The organism is Candidatus Methanoperedens sp., from assembly GCA_012026795.1.
Lineage (GTDB): Archaea > Halobacteriota > Methanosarcinia > Methanosarcinales > Methanoperedenaceae > Methanoperedens.
Map to the genome: position 1 here is coordinate 38,326 of VEPM01000006.1, position 17,645 is coordinate 55,970.

The following is a 17,645-nucleotide window of genomic DNA, read 5'->3' on the forward strand; positions in this document are numbered from 1 at the left end:
TATGCGTTTTGATTGCTTCATCTTGCCATATATATCCCGTCCACCACTCTCTCGATCCTGACCGGGATTTCTTTTCCCACAGGAATATTGCCGGCATCCACAATTGTCAATACCCTGTCCCTTGCAACCGCAAGTTTTTCACCTTTCATCCAGCCCGGCCCTATAACTTTTACTTTTACTTTTTCGTTTCTCTTGAACATCCTGGGAAGAGCTTTACAGACATGGCTTCCAAAATCCTGCGGGGATAGGATAAGCTTTGTCTGGAATTTCCTTTCCCATTCCCCCATCTGTGAATAGAATTTTTCCCAGCTCATCACTTTCACGCCAGGTTTCCTACCGTGCTTATGGGAAAGGAATTTCTGTATTCCAAGAGCAGGCCATTTTTTACCCGCACCGATCGAAAGTGCAAATTCGATTAATTTTGGGATCTCTTCATCATTTATGCCTGGAAGCCATACAGGGGCGATAAGAAGATCAATATCAGTTTTCATGGCAATATATTCTGCATTCTTCAGGATTTTTTCAATATTGTAAGACTCGATCCCTGCGATCCTCTTTGCAAGTTCCGGGTCAAGCGCTTCAATAGATATATTAATTCGGGACAGGCCCGCATTATCCAGTTCATCAATGAGTTTTGTGTTCAATAGGACCCCATTTGTCTGCATGGAAATGGTCTTGACACTTTTGTTTTCAGAAAGCTTTCGCACAAGATCAACAAGTTGCGGGTACATGGCAGGCTCTCCTACCGTATCGATATGAGCTTCAATGTCATCGATCTCTTTATAAGAGGCAGCCCATTCAAAAGCCGGAAGCAGTTGCGAAAGATCAACCATGTATTCCGATATCCTCTGATGTGAATTAGGACCTGCATCTGTTGAGCAGAAAATACAGGAAATAGGACATTCACTTATCGGGCGAACCTGCAATACGTTCGTCCCGCGGTCAATGATACCAAATGCGATACACCCGAAAAGCGGGATATCGCGGATAAGGATGTTGTTACGTTTTGTCATTTTCTGTCAATATACATTCAGAGCATCGTTTTTTCCCGCAGAATTGTTTTCCGTATTCGACAATCAGGGCATGGAATTCCTTATACAGGGAAACATCAGGAGGCAGCGAACTCTCAAAGACCGATTGGAGTTTTCTGTAATCGCCCTCTATCCCGATGCATTTGCACATCCTTTTTGTATAGGCATCAATCACGAATTTTGGTTTATCTGCCGCGTATAATACGATACTGTCAGCTGTTTCGTTACCTACTCCGTCCAGGGAAAGAAGGACATTGCGGAGTTCGTTGGCAGGTTTTTCAAGAAGATCAGGATTTTCGTGGAAAAATGCCGAAATATTTTTTAATCTCATAGCTTTTTGCCTGTAAAATCCCGTACACCTGATAAGTTCTTCCAGTTCTTCCGTTTTAACTTTTGAAAGATTATCTGCTTCCAGCAGGCTATGATCTTTCAGGTTCTTTATCGCCCTTTCCACATTCTCCCACCTTGTCTGCTGTGTGAGAATAGCTCCGATAACAACCTCAAAAGCCGTATCTGCTGGCCACCAATGCCTGGGACCAAGTTCACGACGGAGCAGATCATAAACCTTTTTCATACGAACTTAACGCCAAGGTCAGAAAGACCATTGCGGATAGCGAGATTGATCAAAAATGGCGTCAGGGACTCGATCATATACGATGATGCAAGACCTCCGCCATCAAGAGGACGAAGGGATTTTATTTCGCGGGTAAGTTCCATAACAGTTTGCTTTGCATTCTCATCATCCCCGCAGACTACAACATCATAATCAAGACTTAATTCAAGTTTTGCGAGTTTTCGCGCTGAAACATTATGGTATGATGAAACGACTTTAACGGTTTTAGGAAGGATTTCCTGTATCTCAAGTGCTGCGCTTCCCTGATGTGGGGGCGTATATTTAAACAGGCCATTTTTTGTCATGGGAACAACAAGAGAGATAACGATCTGATTTTTAAACAGGGGCAATAGTTTATTTATAAGGGAAATCACACCTTTGTAGGGCACGGAGAGCACAACCACATCTGCTTCTTCGATAGCTTTCTCGTTACCGCATCCTGTAATACCGTAACACTGCAGGCCTCTGTATAAAAGTATATTTGTATACTCCTCCGCTGCATTGACAGCTTTATCAATCTCGCGGGAACAAACAAGTATCTCATGTTTTCCTGCCCATCGCAGGGCGAATCCTTCCCCGATGCTGCCTGTACCTCCAAGTATTGCTATTTTCATGTTTTATCCTTTTCCTTCAAGATTTTTCGCATCATATGCATATTTTCCCTGTGCATTGAAACTATCAGGTCACTCAGGATAGCAAAAATGAACATCAGTATCCCGGTTACTATAAGAAGAGTGGCAAGAATTGTAAGGGGAACATGTGTTACGTTATCTATCCATTCGTCTACTACGTATATTCCAACAATTACTCCAATAAAAGTTAAAGTTCCTCCTATCAGGTTAAAGTAAAAAAGAGGGTTATGTGTCCTGGCAAGAAGATATATTGTTGAAGCGATCCGCAAGCCATCCCTGACTGGCCGAAGTTTTGTAGCTGCACCGCTTACTCTTGCAAGGTATGTTATGGGTACTTCAACGATTTTGAGATCTTTTTTGACGCATTCAACCGTAATTTCAGTTTCTACTTCAAAACCAGTCCGGTTCAATTCGATCTGTTTGTAAGAATTATAATTGAATGCCCTGTATCCGGAAAGTATATCATTTAACCAGACGCCATAAGCAAAACCGAATATCTTGTTTAATACCCTGTTTCCAAGGAGATTTAAGCCAGTGAATGCGCCTGTCTGGTAATTCGTGAACCTGTTACCGATAACATGGTCAGCTTGTCCTGATATCATTGGTTCAAGTAATTTGTTTATTTCTTCAGGAAGATATGTCCCATCCCCATCTATCATTACTATATATTTGCTTGATAACAGATGAAATGCCTGGCTGATAGCCTGTCCTTTTCCAGTACCGCTTTGTAACACGACTCTGGCTCCTGCATTTTGTGCTTTTGATACCGTATCATCCGCACTGTGACCGTCAATAACAAGAATATCGGAATAACCTAGCGATTTGAATTCTTTTACCAGACCAGCTATCGTTTTTCCCTCATTGAGGGTGGGTATTAAAATACAGATATCCTCATTATTCATTTCGAGTCTATATAATTTTATTAATACTTAATTGTTGGTGATTTCCAGATTCCATCAACCTCTCGCAGTCTGCCTGCGTGCTTGAACACAAAATCTTACTGGCTATAGGATATCCTGTAAATCTTTCCTGCATTATCATCGCTTACAAGAAGCGAACCGTCATCTGCAACGATAATATCCACAGGTCTTCCCAGGACATTGGAGTCATTATCATTGAGCCATCCGGTGGCGAAATCTTTCACTGAATAATCTTTCATATCTATATTGATGATTTTATAGCCTGTCGGAACTCTCCGGTTCCATGAGCCGTGAAAAGCTACGAAGAGATTACCCCTGTATTCTTGCGGGAAGTTATCGCCGTAATAAAAAGCAAGCCCCAGAGGCGCAGAATGTGCCTGGAGGTCAATCATGCTTGGGGTTTCAAACGGTTCCATGCATGGGTTTCGAATATACACATTCTTATCGAAATCAGTATCATGAATATTCTTGCCATAACATATTGGCCAGCCATAATTTTTGCCTTCCTCAATAAGATTGATCTCATCAGGAGGCAGTTCATCTCCAAGATAGTCCCGGCTATTTTCAGTAGCATACAACTGTCCAGTTACCGGATGAATAACCATGCCCACAGCATTTCTTAGGCCTTTTGCGAAAACCTTGCAGTCTTTTCCTTCAAGCGTACATTTCAGGATTGCAGCCCTTATTTCATTCTCTTCCAGGCAGACATTGCATGAAGAACCGATACTTACGAATAAACTGTTATTATGTATTTTCAGTGTTCGGGTGAAATGACCGCCAGTGGGCAAATTGTTTATCAGGACTTCTATTGTATCCCTGTCTGCTATAAAATTACTGTCATTATCTTTTACCCTGATAACCCTGTTCTCCTGCGCTATGTAGAACCAGCCTTTATCGTAATCAATACCATGCGGATTGTTGAGTTTGTCGATAAATATTATTGTTTCATCTGCTTTCTTGTCATTATTCCTATCCGGGAGGGCAACAACTCTTCCCATGTTTGGGACTGTGACAAATAATACTCCATCTTTCAATAGCATCATCCTTGGACCCGGATTCGGACCAGGGTATGATACTAAACTTCCATCCATATTTTCTGCAAAATAATCGATCCTGAACCCTTGGGGAAGTTTAATTTCCGCAAGAGTTTCGGATTTAACTGATGGTTTTATGCCATAATAAAAGATCGCAGCTATTAAAATCACTATCAGCGCAAATAAAATCAATAATAACTTCCTATTCATATTTCCATTCCCCGGTAGGCAAGTGCTAATTACAACAATGACGCTTCAAAATATTAAATTATTTGTTCCCAAAAAAAGTTATTTCTCAAAAACAGCTTTTCTTACAGCTTCAATGGTAGCATCGATTTCCATGGGTCTGGGACATACAGAAAGCACGTGCTCTGAGTCCTTGAGCAAATGCCCTGTCGTGACACATGCAACTACCTCATCTTTTCCAATAATACCAAGGTTCGTAAGTTTGCGAAGGCCGGCAATTGATGACGCACTGGCAGGCTCTACCCCTATCCCTTCAAGATATGCAAGTTCCTGCTGGGCGCTTATTATTTCCTCATCAGTTACGGTTTCGGCAGTACCTCCGGATTCCCTGATCGCCTTTAAGGCTTTTATTGAATTTACAGGATTTCCGATCCTGATAGCTGTTGCAATTGTTTCAGGATGGCCCTCAGGAGTTATTGCCGGCGCGTTATTCTTTATTGCAGCAGCAACAGGGCTTGCACCTTGCGCCTGTATTCCGGTCATTTTCGGTATGCTGTCAATGAGACCAAGGTTCTTTAACTCCTTGAATCCTTTATAAATTGCTGTAATATTGCCTGCATTCCCGACAGGAAGCACAAGCCTGTCAGGTGCTTTCCATCCAAGCTGGTCTGCGATCTCAAAAGCAATTGTCTTTTGTCCCTCAAGACGATACGGATTAACAGAATTTAAAAGATAAAATCCTTCCCTGTCGCAAAGGTCCCGCACAAGTTTTAGCGCATCATCAAAATTCCCGCGTATGCTCAACACTTTTGCGCCATGCATGAGAGCCTGGGCAAGTTTTCCCAGGGCGACTTTACCGGATGGAAGAAGAACAACAGCGGGAACCCCTGCCCTTGCCCCGTACACCGCAAGGGATGCGGATGTATTCCCGGTGGATGCACAGGCAACCGTTTTCATACCAAGTTCAATGGCTTTGGTAACACCAACTGTCATTCCCCTGTCCTTGAATGAGCCTGTAGGGTTCATACCTTCATGTTTGACATAAACACCCTTAAGTCCGATACTTTTTGCGATCCTGTCAACGCTGTATAGCGGCGTTCCACCTTCTTTAAGGGATACCGGGTCTATGCTTATCGGCAGCAAGGCGCGGTATTTCCAGACAGAAAGCGGGCCTTTCAAATCGTTTTTAGTAATATTGATTTGCGAATAATCATAAATAATATCGAGCAGGCCACCGCAGGTACAGGTGTAGATAACTTCAGATCCGGAATATTTCTTGTGACATTCAATGCACTCAAGGTGGTACATAGACATAGGGTACTCAATAGAATTTATAGGCTTATAGATTACTCTCTTGATCAATTAAGAAATTTTATTATATGCCTGATTGTAGGTAAAATAAATAATAATTAAGTCTGCTATTACCAGGCAACATAAATTGAAAATAATATGTTTCATTATTTTCACCGGAACCGGGTTCTACGGGAACGGCAAATACCGGATCTCCATTAATATCTGCAAGTAATGCTTCCATGGAATAATGCCCCATGCTATCTAATATGTAAATTGATGGTACATCAACAAGCACAGCTCCTGAAGAAGGTATCCGGTAGGTAGAAGAATATGTGAAGGTATTTGAACCTGAATCATCGCCCGGACCTGTTATTTCATCAATTGATGCAGTATTACCTGCTTTCAAACCGGAAATGTCAGGGGGCGAAGGTGAAGTCGTTATAACCAGATAATCACCGCTGTGTACGGATATACCTGAAAAAATATGTGGAGTTATATTATTCACGTCAAAACTTTCGACAGTCATCGTATTATTTGTGATAACACCATAAAATCCCAGCCAGTGTTCTGTATAAGATTTCACTGCAAAATCGTTCCGGGTTATATATCCACCGTTGGCCTGGATACCTGATTCACCTGCTACAATCGATATATAAAGAATTATTATCAATATTATTTTTATTACTAAATTTTTGAATGTTTTTATTGGCAAACCTGTCAATGTCACTCCATTTTATATGTTTACACACCTTTTCAGAAAGCCCAAGCTTAACTTTCTAAACTTATATGTTTAGCAGAGTTATATTAATAAAATGCGTACAAGATATATAATATTATTCATTGGCAATTATATAAGTATTATGGTTATAATGATTTCAATAAAAAATGAAATCAACTTGAAAATGTCTCTGGGCCAGGGGAAAGAAGAACCTGGCATTAAGGGTTAAGGCTATAGGCTCTGATTTTTCTTTATTCCGTATATCTCCTGCCCACTTTTGATTGCTTTATTAACTTCGCCGAGGCAGCATCTTCCAGATGGATTTTTTTTATCACAGGTACACTCATCGGCTTTTATTTTTGCAGTTATTTCCCGGACAGCTGTACTATATCCCAGCTGCCTGATCTGCTCAAAAATCCTCTCCTTTGTCCATCCAAAACAATAACACACTTGAACAGGATTTTCCTTTTCTTTTATGCCAACCCTGACTTTTACATCCTGTTTATGCAAACAAGCCTGTTGCTCATTATTGAAATAGACAACTTCACAGGTTGGTGTCTCACAAAAATAGAACCCATCCGGATTTTCGATAGATGCAAACACTGGTTCTTTGACCATACTTCTTAATGTTATTTCCATAACCGGTTTTCCCGTGTTGCCGCATTCCGGGCAAATAGAAGTTCCTTTCTCTTTTATATCACAAATTTCACAGCAGCAACTTTTCATTTATTTTCCTCCGGCTTTTTTTATTATGAGAAGGCAGAATATCTGCCTTCTTTATAACACATTCAGTACTTTTACTGCAATCGCTACAATGGCAACCATTATTATTACAGCCATCATTTTTTCGTGAATGCACATTCCTTCGGAAGTCTTACAGCCTTCCATCGAACACATCTTTGACATTAAATATCACCTTGTTCCTTTATTTACTCACTGTTCCTTTATTTCTTTCCGCAGCAATCCTTGAATTTCTTTCTGGATCCGCACGGACATGCGTCATTCGGCGCAGTTGTCTTTTTTGGTGTGCAACAACCTGTCATATTTTTATACCTCCGTTTTAAGTGTCTTTTTCAGACAAATTCTATATTTGCCTTGTAGATAATAACCCTCTTCAGGTTGTGAGCTTAATAAGCACATCCGATTACAGGTATATTACTCGCACCTTCCCAGTGAGCATTTGTTCATGCTTTCTGAGAGTTTAAATAAGGCAAATAAAAGCAGCATGATAGAAGCTATTTCAAGCCACAGGTTCTTGCTTAAAATGAAAGCCAGCGGCGCCGATATTCCCAGGAGCGATACCAGCAGGGGTGTACAAACAGGACATGCCGATGTAAAAAAACCTATGAACATTCCTGCAATGCCTGTTTTTTCATGCTTCTTAAATCCCATCTCCCTCTGGTTATATATGAACATGGTCTGGTAAATTCCTGAAAGGACTGCCATAACAATAGTCAAAAAACCGTTGCCGGGATTTATTTGTGTCCCCATTGTCAGGTTTGTGAATACTGCATAAATGCAGATCATAACTGCGATAGAGATCAAAGCAACAGCCAGATACGACTTATTTTTTAAAACTTTAATTATATTGTCTAACATAAATACCTTTAAAAATAACTGCCTGGAAAGCAGGCAGCATTACTCAGGTGGCGAAGTGGGCATGAATTTTGTATCAATACCGGAAAAGTGAACATATCCTTCTCCTTTGGGCTGGTCGGCTTTAATGAATTTTCCAGGTATGCCGTCTCCGATCCAGAGGATATTCCTGGCGGTATCAACGGGACCATCCAGATGGATGAAAAGTATCTTGCCGTCGGATAGCATTTTCACCAGGTGGTCCGGCATATCAGGAGGCGCTTTGTCTGTATAAGTTGCCCTGAGCTGCCTCCACAGGCCGGCATCTTTCTCAAGCGGCGCGGACGCTGCCTGGAGAGATTCTATCTCAGAGCTCAGGGAATTTATTTCGGCCTGTTTTTCAGAAATTTTTTCATTCACGTTCATTCTATTTATTACATAGCCGGCACCGGCTCCTATTATTAAGGAAACCAGTGCAATGGCTATTATTTTATTGTTCATATTTTTATTACCTCAAACACTATCTGAGGTTATACCAGTAATATCCAGCGAAGTAGTGAGTAAAATAAGCACACCCGATCATCGCTTTTCAAAATTCGTTACAAGCTGTCCCATCATCCGGTACCATACATTAAGTTCCCTGTTCATTATAAGTTTTGTTTCCTCAATAGGCACAGCATTGTAAATATAAGTAAACCCGCCTGCGCCCAGTACCCTGAATTTTCGTTTGATCATACTTTTGTCCATCAATGTCTGAAGTGAGCGCTGGATAGAACTCCTATCTTTTTTAAGAGACTCTGAAACTTCAGCAATAGCTGATCCGGGATGGTCAAGAAGATAAAAATATACATCTATTTCATAATCCTTTATCTTAAAAACGCAGCGCATAACATCATTGAATTTAGGCGCCGGGGTCATCATAAGTTCTTCCACTGTCTGGAACCCGGTCGGATTTACATTATTCAATGAATTCATATTTTACCTTTTTCCCGGAAACCATGTATAACTTCAGGGGTTCAATACCGAATACATATCGCCTATACTTCTTAATACCTTGAAACCCTTGTCCGTTATCATATAATCTCCGCGCTCATGGCGCTGTAAGATCATTGCGCTGTCAACCAGTTTTTGCAGATGGAACAGTAAATTTCCCCCGCGAAGTCCTGTAAGTTCGGAAAGCGCTGAAAAGGTTTTTGTCTCTATTGCTATTGCTTTCAGGATTTGCAGGCGCTGTCTGTTGGATAGCGGCTCAAGTATGTCATTAACAATTAGTTCGTCAGGTAATACTGATATATTTTGCTTTTGTTTTGTATCTGTGTCATAGATTTGCATTGACCTCATCAGATCGACCTGTTTTCCGAAAAGTGCCTGTACATTTGAAAAACATTTTTCGCACTGCTTCGATGGGGCATTGCTCCTCATATTGTTTAAATCCGACTGGTTTTTCAAAATAACATCTTCATGAACCTCATCCTGCTTTATCAGGTTTGCATTCTTTTGAAGGAATCCGGTGAAGTTTGATTTACATGTCTCCCGCATATCGCATCTTTTGACCATATTACTTTCAAGACCGCCCTCGATATCATCAAGAACATGCCCGATGATCGCATTCGTAAAATTAGCGCGGGAACCCGAAAGAACATGTTCAAGATGCTGCTGGCTTGATTGCTCTACAAACCGCTTCATGTCAGTATGTATTTCATGCAGTTTCTTTTTTATTTCGAGGATCTCTTTGTAAGAGTCCTCCTTTTTATTTGCCATTTAGAAGTTGTTTTGTCTTATCAGGCTAAAAAGGTTTCCATTACAACCTTAAAGGTCATATTTGTATATTAAAATGTAGTTGGTATAGTTCTATGGCACTATAAGGTCTGGTTTTTTTTTCTTTCTGAGTTTATGAGGATGTGTTGTTCAAATATTCCTGCAATGAATCGAAGTAATTGGAATTGATGCTGTAAATTGTGTACCTGCCATCTGTATCAGCTTTAACAATCCCCTGCTCTTTCAGATGTTTAATATGTTGTGTAAGTGTCGATGAAGAAACTCCGATTCCTTCTGCAAGGGTTTTATGATTTATATTTTGATTACCAAGTATCCCTAAAATAATCCTTCTATGAGTATCATTCTTCAGCGCAGAAATTACTGTCAGTTCTTCTTTATTATAAGTAGAGTTGTTCAGAAAATAGCGAAGTTTTCCGTTTGTTTTGTATGATTCTATCATTTTTTCTGTTTCCATCATTTTCAGGTGGTATTCGACCGATCCTTTGTTCAATCCTGTTTCTTTTATTATCTCGCTGAAATAACTTCCAGGGAAGGATTTAATAAAACCATATAGTTTTTCCCTGTTCATATTTTCCAAAATATTTGAGCTGTTTAATCTCTTATAGCCACCAAGGATGGGAAAAAACCTGATTAGAAAAAAAGTTTCCGGAGAAGAGGTTATATTAGTAAAACCCAACAGAATAAGAAAAAGCCAGTAAGGAATAGGTTTGACTTCGATCTCATGCACTTCCTCACCTGCTACCGGAGCGCCCGATTTATCGCTCTGGGAGGGACGTACCGTGTACTCGGTGGCTAAAGCTGTAGAGACCGATAGCAAAAAGAAAAAGCAAAGGAGGAATGTATTCAGTCTAATGCTGATATACGTTAAAGTTGTAGTCTTCCGTTCCAACGACTGATACTCCATATGCCTCATACTTCCATTGTCCTGCTTCTACATAACCCTGACCTGGAACAATATCAATATGTATCCTGCCGTCAATTATTCCATCGCTTGAATCATAATAAGTTCCAATGCGGCTGCTGCCGGGCGTGTATATGGTCAGCGAGAGGGAATCGGTTTTGTCTCCCCAGTTCAGGTCAACTTCAAGCCAGTTTACACTGCTTCCCACATTTGTATAGTATGTTTTAGTCTGACCCTGTGTTAAAGAATCATATGTCTGGATAGATACTGGCGGTATTTCACCGCTTGAGGGACGCACTGTGTATTCTGTTGTATTTTTTGCTGATACCACTGGCACAGACAACAACGCTGCAACCATAAATAAACCAATTAACCATTTCATGTTATCACCGAAAGGGTATAACAGCAAAGGAGTATATGGGTTTTCTATGAAAATCACCTAACTGATTTTGGACTACCCTGAATGATTGAAGTTCGATGCATGAGTTATCAATCAACCAAACGTTTCTACTGCTTTATTTCACTGAATCAATTTGCAAACCGAATCAGTTATGTGGTTTTCATAGAAATTATATAAGCATCTAATACTTTTAAGAAATCGTGCGGGGTTCAACTGAACTTACCAAAGAATGGTTAAACCCCGGACATCGCCCGAAGGCAAAATAAGGTTAGTGCTTCAAATGTATTAAAGACTTGCCTGGTTTTGCCTCATGGGATAAAAAATAAGAGGTGAAAAAGAACATGAAAAGAACTAAAGAAATGCAATTAGGCGCGCTACTTGCGGCATTGCTGGTAGTAAGCCTTATAATTGTGCCAGCAATAGGCGCGCAAGGAGTAAATGATCAAAAAATTACTGGCGCAGTATTTCCACCAGAAGAATTAAAAAATCTGCACTCAAAATATAACATAACAGAAAATGATATAAAGTTTGCAGAAAATAAATTACCTAACTTTCTGGAAGGGACAATATTGTACGGAAATACCAGAGTTATAGCAACTGAAACAGGTAAACCACCAGAGGGATTCAAGGAAGGGGTGGATTACGATAAAGTAATCAGCATTAAAGAAGCAATTGCATTTGAAGAAAGTGCAAGACAAGGATATATAAATAAATATGGTGTAGACCCTGCAAATCCAAAAGTGGAAGTTGTAAATGGCCAACCTCTTCCAAAGGAAGAAGTAAAGAAACTCGTTAAGAGCAAAAAGATAGATTTAAAGAATGGAACAGATACAGAGCCTTTAATAGGCATTCTTGGTGGTCCTACTACAGGTCCCCACGCTATAAATGGGAATATAGATGTGATTATCCATGTAGCAAAGGATTCTGCACATAAGCCAACAGAACCAATTACTTCTGATACCACTGCTGCATTATCCCGATTTAATACAAACTTTGGCGTAACTATGAGTGAGTCATGGTTCTGGAATTATTGGGATGCAAGTGATGTTTCACCAGCAACAGATGCTTACGCGGCACATGCTGATCTTGTTCAAGATACAGCCTGGATGCGAACACAAGCTAATGATATTGTGTTGGGATGGGCGCACGACGTGAATCATAATGGACTAGCAGATTTAGACGGTTTCTTTGCCTTAGCCGCTGATACTGTTGTAGGCAATCTTGATTGGCCTCACGACAGCATTGTCCAGCATGAAATTTCCCATTTATTTAATGCACCCGATAGAGGAACTTGGTCATGGGAGCATCCAGAGTGCATAATGAATTACGAATGGGCATACTGGGGAACCAATATATGGGATACTGTAGACAGGGGAATTGTAAATGAAAATGTTTGGGGTAGTTAAAATCTATCCCATTTTTTTTAGAGAGGAAAAATGAGAACAATAAATAAAATACTCATAGGCTTAGGGATTATTGCATTAATTGTAATAACAAGCATTTATCTCATTGGATTATTAGTTTCACCGGGTATGGAACCGCTGCGTTTCTCTATACATAACAATGATATTAACAAACATTTAGTTACGGTAGAAATATTTGATTCTGTTAATAAATCTTTATTTAAAGAAACATATGAGGTAAATCCGAAAGATGAGCCTATATTTTCTCCTAAAATAACAGAGAAGAATGGAGAATATACTTTTAAAGTTGCTTTAGATGATAAGATTGAAAAGACATATAAAGCGGAAGTAGGTGTTGGTAAATCTGGGGTTTCCATATGGCTATATAATGAAAATATTTCAGGAAGTAAAGACCCTATTTATATAGCGCAAACGGTTGTATGAAGTATCTTTTCCCAAAAAAACTTCCTCATTCTAAATAAATGTCATATATGTGGTCAAAATCAAGAACAAACGGAAACTAAAAGTATATTTGAAGGATTATGATTCGGAAGCATTTCACAGGAATTGGCAGCCAAGTATCTGGGCATCACACCAAGATGGTTCAGGCAAAATGCATTGTATCAAGAAAAAACGATATTTGCTCGATGCAAAATAAGAATACCTCTCACACCATACACAAAATTATGCTCGAATTCGAATTTGCAAATGAACAGGAGAGCAAGCAAAAACGAAGGAAGCCCTGAATACGATATGAACGGGATCATATGCAAACAGTTGTCATAGAAATTATATAAGCATCTAATACTTTTAAGAAATCGTGCGGGGTTCAACTGAACTTACCAAAGAATGGTTAAACCCCGGACATCGCCCGAAGGCAAAATAAGGTTAGTACTTCAAATGTATTAAAGACTTGCTTGGTTTTGCCTCCGGAGAAATATAGAGGAAAATATGAAAACAAATATGAAATTTGGAACAGTTAACTACCAAAGTGGGAGAAAAGGATAATTATGAAACAATTGGATAAAAGTCTATTCTTAGCGATTGTCATCCTAACATTAGCTATCACAGCATCCGCACATTTCCTTGGTCATAGTGCCGTAGATAATATGGAAATTCGCTACGGTGGAAGTACACAATATACCACAGCACAAAGTCATTCATTTAGTACATGGAATGCCCTTGGTAAAGTAAATATTGCACCGGATACGATTTGGACATATGAAGATGTTACATATGGGGATTATTATGATTCAAGTACTAATTCAGCTTTCGCTTATTATTGGTATAATCCGCTTGGTAGCGATGATATTAAATTTAATCAATATCGATTTGACCAATTTACAACTAGCGAACAGAAAAAAACCGCTACACATGAATTGGGTCATGCACTTGGACTTAATCACAGTTACTATCCCAATGTAATGGTTCAAGGACAATATTCATTAACACAATTAGGGTCACACGATATTCAGGATTACAATACGCTATATCCATAAAAATATACAAAAAGGAAATGATATATATGATAACAAAAATTAAAATTGGTATTATTTTCGCAGTAATGGCAGGTTTAATCGCCACAGGTTTTTGGTTCTCACAAACAGACAAAATCAGCTATGCTCAGGTTGATTATATGGTGGATGTTACTAATGATAGCGCATTAGTAGGCTCTGTAGACAATGTGTTCATTGGAAAGGTTATTGCTCAAACTGGCAATAAACCAAACAGTGTACCAGCAGGCAAAGCAAGCGGTTTTTCGCCACAAACTCAGTTTAATGTTGAGGTTTTAGAGAATATAAAAGGAAACCTCAATGGAATAATCAAAGTGAGTCAATATGGCGGCTATGAAAAGAAAAATGGCGAGAATCAGTTGATTCTTATCGAGGGGGACAAGCTTTTGGAACCAAGTAAAACTTATTTGTTTGCCGCTGGAGTTAATGATATCGATAAATGGTATACTCTTGTACCTGCTTACGGAGATCTTCCTATCACGGATCAAACAGACCAGCAAAATAAGCGAGAAAGGTTTAAGAAAGCATTCGCACAAGAGATATCTCCAGAGGAATGGAGACAAAAAATTATTAAAGAACAGAAACAACCTTAATGGATTTTAATAGCAAGTAATAGCAACCCTCTGGGTTGCTTTTTTTATTTTATTAGAAATGTGTCTGGGTGGGGGGCATCACCAAGATTATAAGATTTCTATTGCAAGGTTTCCCTCACAACCTTAAAGGTCATGTTTGTATATTAAAATGTAGTTTGTATAGTTTTATGACGGCTAAGTATATGTCAATAACCTGCCAATATGGTTTTGAGGTGAATTAAATGCCTGAATGGAAATACACAAACAAAAAAGTAACAAAAGAAGAAGCACAGAAGTCGTTAGATGCCGTCAAAAGCGCATGTTTCAAATGTGAAAAACATGCCAGCGGCTGCCCGATATCCAGAACAGCAGGTGAGATAAAGGCAATAACTGAGGAAAAATCATGAGCGTAAAAGAAGAGATTCATGCGCAGATCGTCGGAGGACTTGCAGGCGCAAAGTTCCCGATAAAGACGCCGGAACAACTCCTGGCGGCATTCCCAAACGGTGCAAATACAACATGCAAGGCGGGTGGCCTTGAAGTAACGGCAGGCCAGGCAGGAAAACTGCTGAAAGCAAGCGATTTTCCTTTTAGGAACGCAAAAAAGGTTGCGGACATAATCGTTGAAAGAGCAGGGCTCTAAGCCCTGTTTATTTTATCTCAAATTAGAGAGGTCTATTATATGAAAGTTATAGGAATAAGCGGCAGTCCGACAAAGAACAGCAACACAGACACGCTGGTAAAAGCAATACTTGAAGCTACGGGAGCACAGACCGAGTTTATCAAGCTCTCGTCTATAAAAGTAGGTCCCTGCATCGCCTGTATGAAATGTGTCCGGACAAATGAATGCATAATCAATGATGATTTTAAGTGGCTTTCCAAAAAGGTAATGGAAGCTGATGCTATCGTTGTCGGTTCATCAACATTCTACGGCGCAGCAAGCGCTTTTACAAAGGCATTCATAGAGAGGCTATATTCAAAAAGGCACATAAAACTCCTGACAGCAGATAAGTTTGCTGCAACAGTCGCTGTCGGTGTGGCTGCTGAAAAAATGGTTGGTGAATGGCTGGGAAACGCCCTTCGCGCAGGAGGTATGGAGATCGTGGGAAGCATGACGGCAAAAGGAACTCCATGTTGTTTCGTATGCGGTCCGGGTGAGACATGCAATTATACGGTCTGGAATGCATACTCGAAAGAACTGACTGGTATGGATTTGGGTGTTGAAGAAGCATATAAGGGGTATCTTGAAATCCTCCATGATAACAAGCCGTATACACACGGCTCTGCTAAATTCCTGAAAAGCTACAGGTCTGTGAAGGATGAACCCGAAGTTATGGCAGAAGCAGAAAGAATCGGGAGGCTCATTAAAGAGAGGATAAAGAACAAAAGTAAAACAGCAGGCGATTTAGAATGCAAGTGTTAGGAATAAGCGGAAGCCCTGTAAAAAACAGCAATACAGACAGGCTGGTCAAAACAGTTCTTGAAGCTACGGGTCTTGATTACGAATTCATTAAACTTTCAGAATACGATATCCATCCATGCAGGGCATGCCTTGGCTGCGCCAGGGATAACATTTGCAGGCAGAAGGATGACTGGCATACCATTGAAAATAAGATCAAAGAATGTAAGGCTCTTGTTATTGGCGGCTATCCTACCTATGGCACTCTTGACTCAAGAACAAAAATGCTGACTGAGCGTATGTACTCCATGCATCATCAAAGAATGCTCAATAAAGGTAAAATTGGGGCGGCAGTAGCAGTCGGGGTCGGGCGGGGAATACCAAGCGTGGACCATGCTGCTGACCAGATCGCTGCTTTTATGCAAATGGAAGGGATGAATGTAATCGGGAAAGTAAGCGGAACAGGAAACATCGCCTGCCTTTCATGCGGATATGGGGACACCTGCGGGATTAGTGGAGTTCGGCTGTTGTTCGGCAAAGGAGCTGTGCCATCAAAGGATAAATATATATCAATAGAAAGTCAAAATGATGTCATTGAGAAAGCAAAAGAAATAGGACAAAAAATCAGGGAGATGCTTGCAGGAAAATAAGCGAGGTTCCATAATGGATTTCACATCGGTATAGAAGTATAAAATGAAAAGAATGATAATGCCACTTGCTGCAGTTTTGTTAGTAGTTGTTATGTTCTTTGTAGCATCTGCGACTGTTGGCGAAGAAATTATTTTTCCTGAAATTGCCACTTTAATCATTGTGGCCTGGTTGATAGAGAATTCACCATTTGCAGATAAACCTCTTTATTTATGTTTGTCGCCCACTTTAGCTGCAATAACCGGTGTAGGAATACTTCACTTTCTGCCTTATAACCCGGAAATCCTAATTGCTTTTACTTTTCTACTTGTCGGCTTGCAGTTATACCTGTTGCGTTCGAACGTTTTACCATCGATATCAGCCGCCATTCTTCCGATTTTTTTAAATTTCGACAGTTTTTATTATCCGCTTTCTGTCTTCATATTTTCAGGATGCATCGTTGCCAGCAGAGGTTTGTTGAATCGTTTTCAGTTTAGCGAGCATTCAGCAGCCCGTTTAGCTTCCGATTTAAATAAAGAGGAGCGAGAACCCTGGGAAGCAATGACAAATATTCACCTGTTAATGCTTTTTTTCGGGGTTGTTTTTGTTTTAATAATTGCTTTTCAATCAAAATGGATTTATATTATATCACCACCCTTAATCGTTACATTTATTGAATTTGCCAATCCTTGCGGTCAGGTCTGTCAAAAGCCGGTACATCTTCTCTTGTTGCTTTTGTTTGCATCCATTTCAGGGATACTTTGGGTTGAAGTGACTCACTTTTTATTAAACTGGCCTTTATGGATTACAGCTGGATGCATTGTTATATGGATTCTCTTTTTATTCCATCGGATGCAATTTGTCTTTCCTCCTGCCGCAGCGATATCATTGTTGCCGACTATTATTCCCAGAGAAATGCTTCTGTTATATCCCTTACAGGTAACAATTGGTGTTGTTATTTTCATCGTTATCGGAAAAATAATTATAACAATTAACCTCAAATCAACAGATATCGGTTCAGGGATGACTGGTGGACTTAACCGATGAC

General features: G+C 39.9%; 23 protein-coding genes. 8 read left to right on the forward strand and 15 right to left on the reverse strand.

Annotated features, from left to right (window positions below):
* Window positions 1-17: 17 nt before the first annotated feature.
* From FIB07_02050 to FIB07_02120, 15 genes are all read right to left on the reverse strand, one after another.
* The gene (locus tag FIB07_02050) at window positions 18-1,013 is read right to left on the reverse strand and encodes a radical SAM protein (protein ID NJD51628.1); all 996 of its coding nucleotides are present in this window, start codon (window positions 1,011-1,013) and stop codon (window positions 18-20) included.
* Window positions 1,000-1,605: an endonuclease gene (locus FIB07_02055; protein NJD51629.1), complete on the reverse strand. Its 606-nt coding sequence runs from the start codon at window positions 1,603-1,605 to the stop codon at window positions 1,000-1,002. Before FIB07_02055 ends, FIB07_02050 begins: the two co-directional genes overlap by 14 nt.
* A complete protein-coding gene (gene npdG / locus FIB07_02060; protein ID NJD51630.1) occupies window positions 1,602-2,258 on the reverse strand; it encodes an NADPH-dependent F420 reductase in 657 nt (218 codons plus the stop codon). The genes FIB07_02055 and npdG overlap by 4 nt, the downstream gene beginning before the upstream one ends.
* Entirely contained in the window at window positions 2,255-3,178 is a 924-nt protein-coding gene (aglJ, locus tag FIB07_02065; protein ID NJD51631.1) for an S-layer glycoprotein N-glycosyltransferase AglJ, read from the reverse strand. Before aglJ ends, npdG begins: the two co-directional genes overlap by 4 nt.
* A 95-nt stretch (window positions 3,179-3,273) precedes the next feature.
* The gene (locus tag FIB07_02070) at window positions 3,274-4,440 is read right to left on the reverse strand and encodes a sorbosone dehydrogenase family protein (protein NJD51632.1); all 1,167 of its coding nucleotides are present in this window, start codon (window positions 4,438-4,440) and stop codon (window positions 3,274-3,276) included.
* 78 nt (window positions 4,441-4,518) lie between these two features.
* Window positions 4,519-5,724 carry a threonine synthase gene (locus tag FIB07_02075; protein NJD51633.1) on the reverse strand — a complete coding sequence of 402 codons (1,206 nt, stop codon included), beginning with the start codon at window positions 5,722-5,724 and terminating at the stop codon, window positions 4,519-4,521.
* A gap of 67 nt (window positions 5,725-5,791) precedes the next feature.
* Window positions 5,792-6,430 (reverse strand): hypothetical protein, encoded by a 639-nt coding sequence (locus FIB07_02080; GenBank protein NJD51634.1) that lies wholly within the window; start codon window positions 6,428-6,430, stop codon window positions 5,792-5,794.
* A gap of 228 nt (window positions 6,431-6,658) precedes the next feature.
* Window positions 6,659-7,153: a hypothetical protein gene (locus FIB07_02085; GenBank protein NJD51635.1), complete on the reverse strand. Its 495-nt coding sequence runs from the start codon at window positions 7,151-7,153 to the stop codon at window positions 6,659-6,661.
* 218 nt (window positions 7,154-7,371) lie between these two features.
* The gene (locus FIB07_02090) at window positions 7,372-7,470 is read right to left on the reverse strand and encodes a hypothetical protein (protein NJD51636.1); all 99 of its coding nucleotides are present in this window, start codon (window positions 7,468-7,470) and stop codon (window positions 7,372-7,374) included.
* 112 nt (window positions 7,471-7,582) lie between these two features.
* A complete protein-coding gene (locus FIB07_02095; GenBank protein NJD51637.1) occupies window positions 7,583-8,026 on the reverse strand; it encodes a hypothetical protein in 444 nt (147 codons plus the stop codon).
* Window positions 8,027-8,065: 39 nt separating this feature from the next.
* On the reverse strand, window positions 8,066-8,503 hold the full coding sequence (locus tag FIB07_02100; protein ID NJD51638.1) for a hypothetical protein: 438 nt from the start codon (window positions 8,501-8,503) through the stop codon (window positions 8,066-8,068).
* A 78-nt stretch (window positions 8,504-8,581) separates the two neighbouring features.
* Complete coding sequence (locus FIB07_02105; protein ID NJD51639.1) at window positions 8,582-8,977, reverse strand: TrmB family transcriptional regulator; 396 nt, start codon at window positions 8,975-8,977, stop codon at window positions 8,582-8,584.
* A gap of 33 nt (window positions 8,978-9,010) precedes the next feature.
* Complete coding sequence (locus tag FIB07_02110) at window positions 9,011-9,763, reverse strand: winged helix-turn-helix transcriptional regulator (GenBank protein ID NJD51640.1); 753 nt, start codon at window positions 9,761-9,763, stop codon at window positions 9,011-9,013.
* A gap of 130 nt (window positions 9,764-9,893) precedes the next feature.
* Window positions 9,894-10,694 (reverse strand): winged helix-turn-helix transcriptional regulator, encoded by an 801-nt coding sequence (locus FIB07_02115; GenBank protein NJD51641.1) that lies wholly within the window; start codon window positions 10,692-10,694, stop codon window positions 9,894-9,896.
* Complete coding sequence (locus tag FIB07_02120) at window positions 10,630-11,064, reverse strand: hypothetical protein (GenBank protein ID NJD51642.1); 435 nt, start codon at window positions 11,062-11,064, stop codon at window positions 10,630-10,632. Before FIB07_02120 ends, FIB07_02115 begins: the two co-directional genes overlap by 65 nt.
* Window positions 11,065-11,423: 359 nt before the next feature.
* Between FIB07_02120 and FIB07_02125 the strand changes: the two genes are divergently transcribed.
* From FIB07_02125 to FIB07_02160, 8 genes are all read left to right on the forward strand, one after another.
* The gene (locus FIB07_02125; GenBank protein NJD51643.1) at window positions 11,424-12,488 is read left to right on the forward strand and encodes a hypothetical protein; all 1,065 of its coding nucleotides are present in this window, start codon (window positions 11,424-11,426) and stop codon (window positions 12,486-12,488) included.
* Between the two features lie 30 nt (window positions 12,489-12,518).
* The gene (locus tag FIB07_02130) at window positions 12,519-12,929 is read left to right on the forward strand and encodes a hypothetical protein (protein NJD51644.1); all 411 of its coding nucleotides are present in this window, start codon (window positions 12,519-12,521) and stop codon (window positions 12,927-12,929) included.
* Window positions 12,930-13,495: 566 nt separating this feature from the next.
* Window positions 13,496-13,984 (forward strand): matrixin family metalloprotease, encoded by a 489-nt coding sequence (locus tag FIB07_02135; protein NJD51645.1) that lies wholly within the window; start codon window positions 13,496-13,498, stop codon window positions 13,982-13,984.
* Window positions 13,985-14,010: 26 nt separating this feature from the next.
* Entirely contained in the window at window positions 14,011-14,592 is a 582-nt protein-coding gene (locus FIB07_02140) for a hypothetical protein (GenBank protein ID NJD51646.1), read from the forward strand.
* A gap of 382 nt (window positions 14,593-14,974) precedes the next feature.
* The gene (locus FIB07_02145) at window positions 14,975-15,214 is read left to right on the forward strand and encodes a hypothetical protein (protein NJD51647.1); all 240 of its coding nucleotides are present in this window, start codon (window positions 14,975-14,977) and stop codon (window positions 15,212-15,214) included.
* A gap of 39 nt (window positions 15,215-15,253) precedes the next feature.
* On the forward strand, window positions 15,254-15,994 hold the full coding sequence (locus FIB07_02150; protein ID NJD51648.1) for a flavodoxin family protein: 741 nt from the start codon (window positions 15,254-15,256) through the stop codon (window positions 15,992-15,994).
* Window positions 15,982-16,620, forward strand: a complete 639-nt coding sequence (locus tag FIB07_02155; protein NJD51649.1) for a flavodoxin family protein — start codon at window positions 15,982-15,984, stop codon at window positions 16,618-16,620. The genes FIB07_02150 and FIB07_02155 overlap by 13 nt, the downstream gene beginning before the upstream one ends.
* Before the next feature lie 43 nt (window positions 16,621-16,663).
* A complete protein-coding gene (locus FIB07_02160; GenBank protein ID NJD51650.1) occupies window positions 16,664-17,644 on the forward strand; it encodes a hypothetical protein in 981 nt (326 codons plus the stop codon).
* The last annotated feature ends 1 nt before the right edge of the window (window position 17,645 follow it).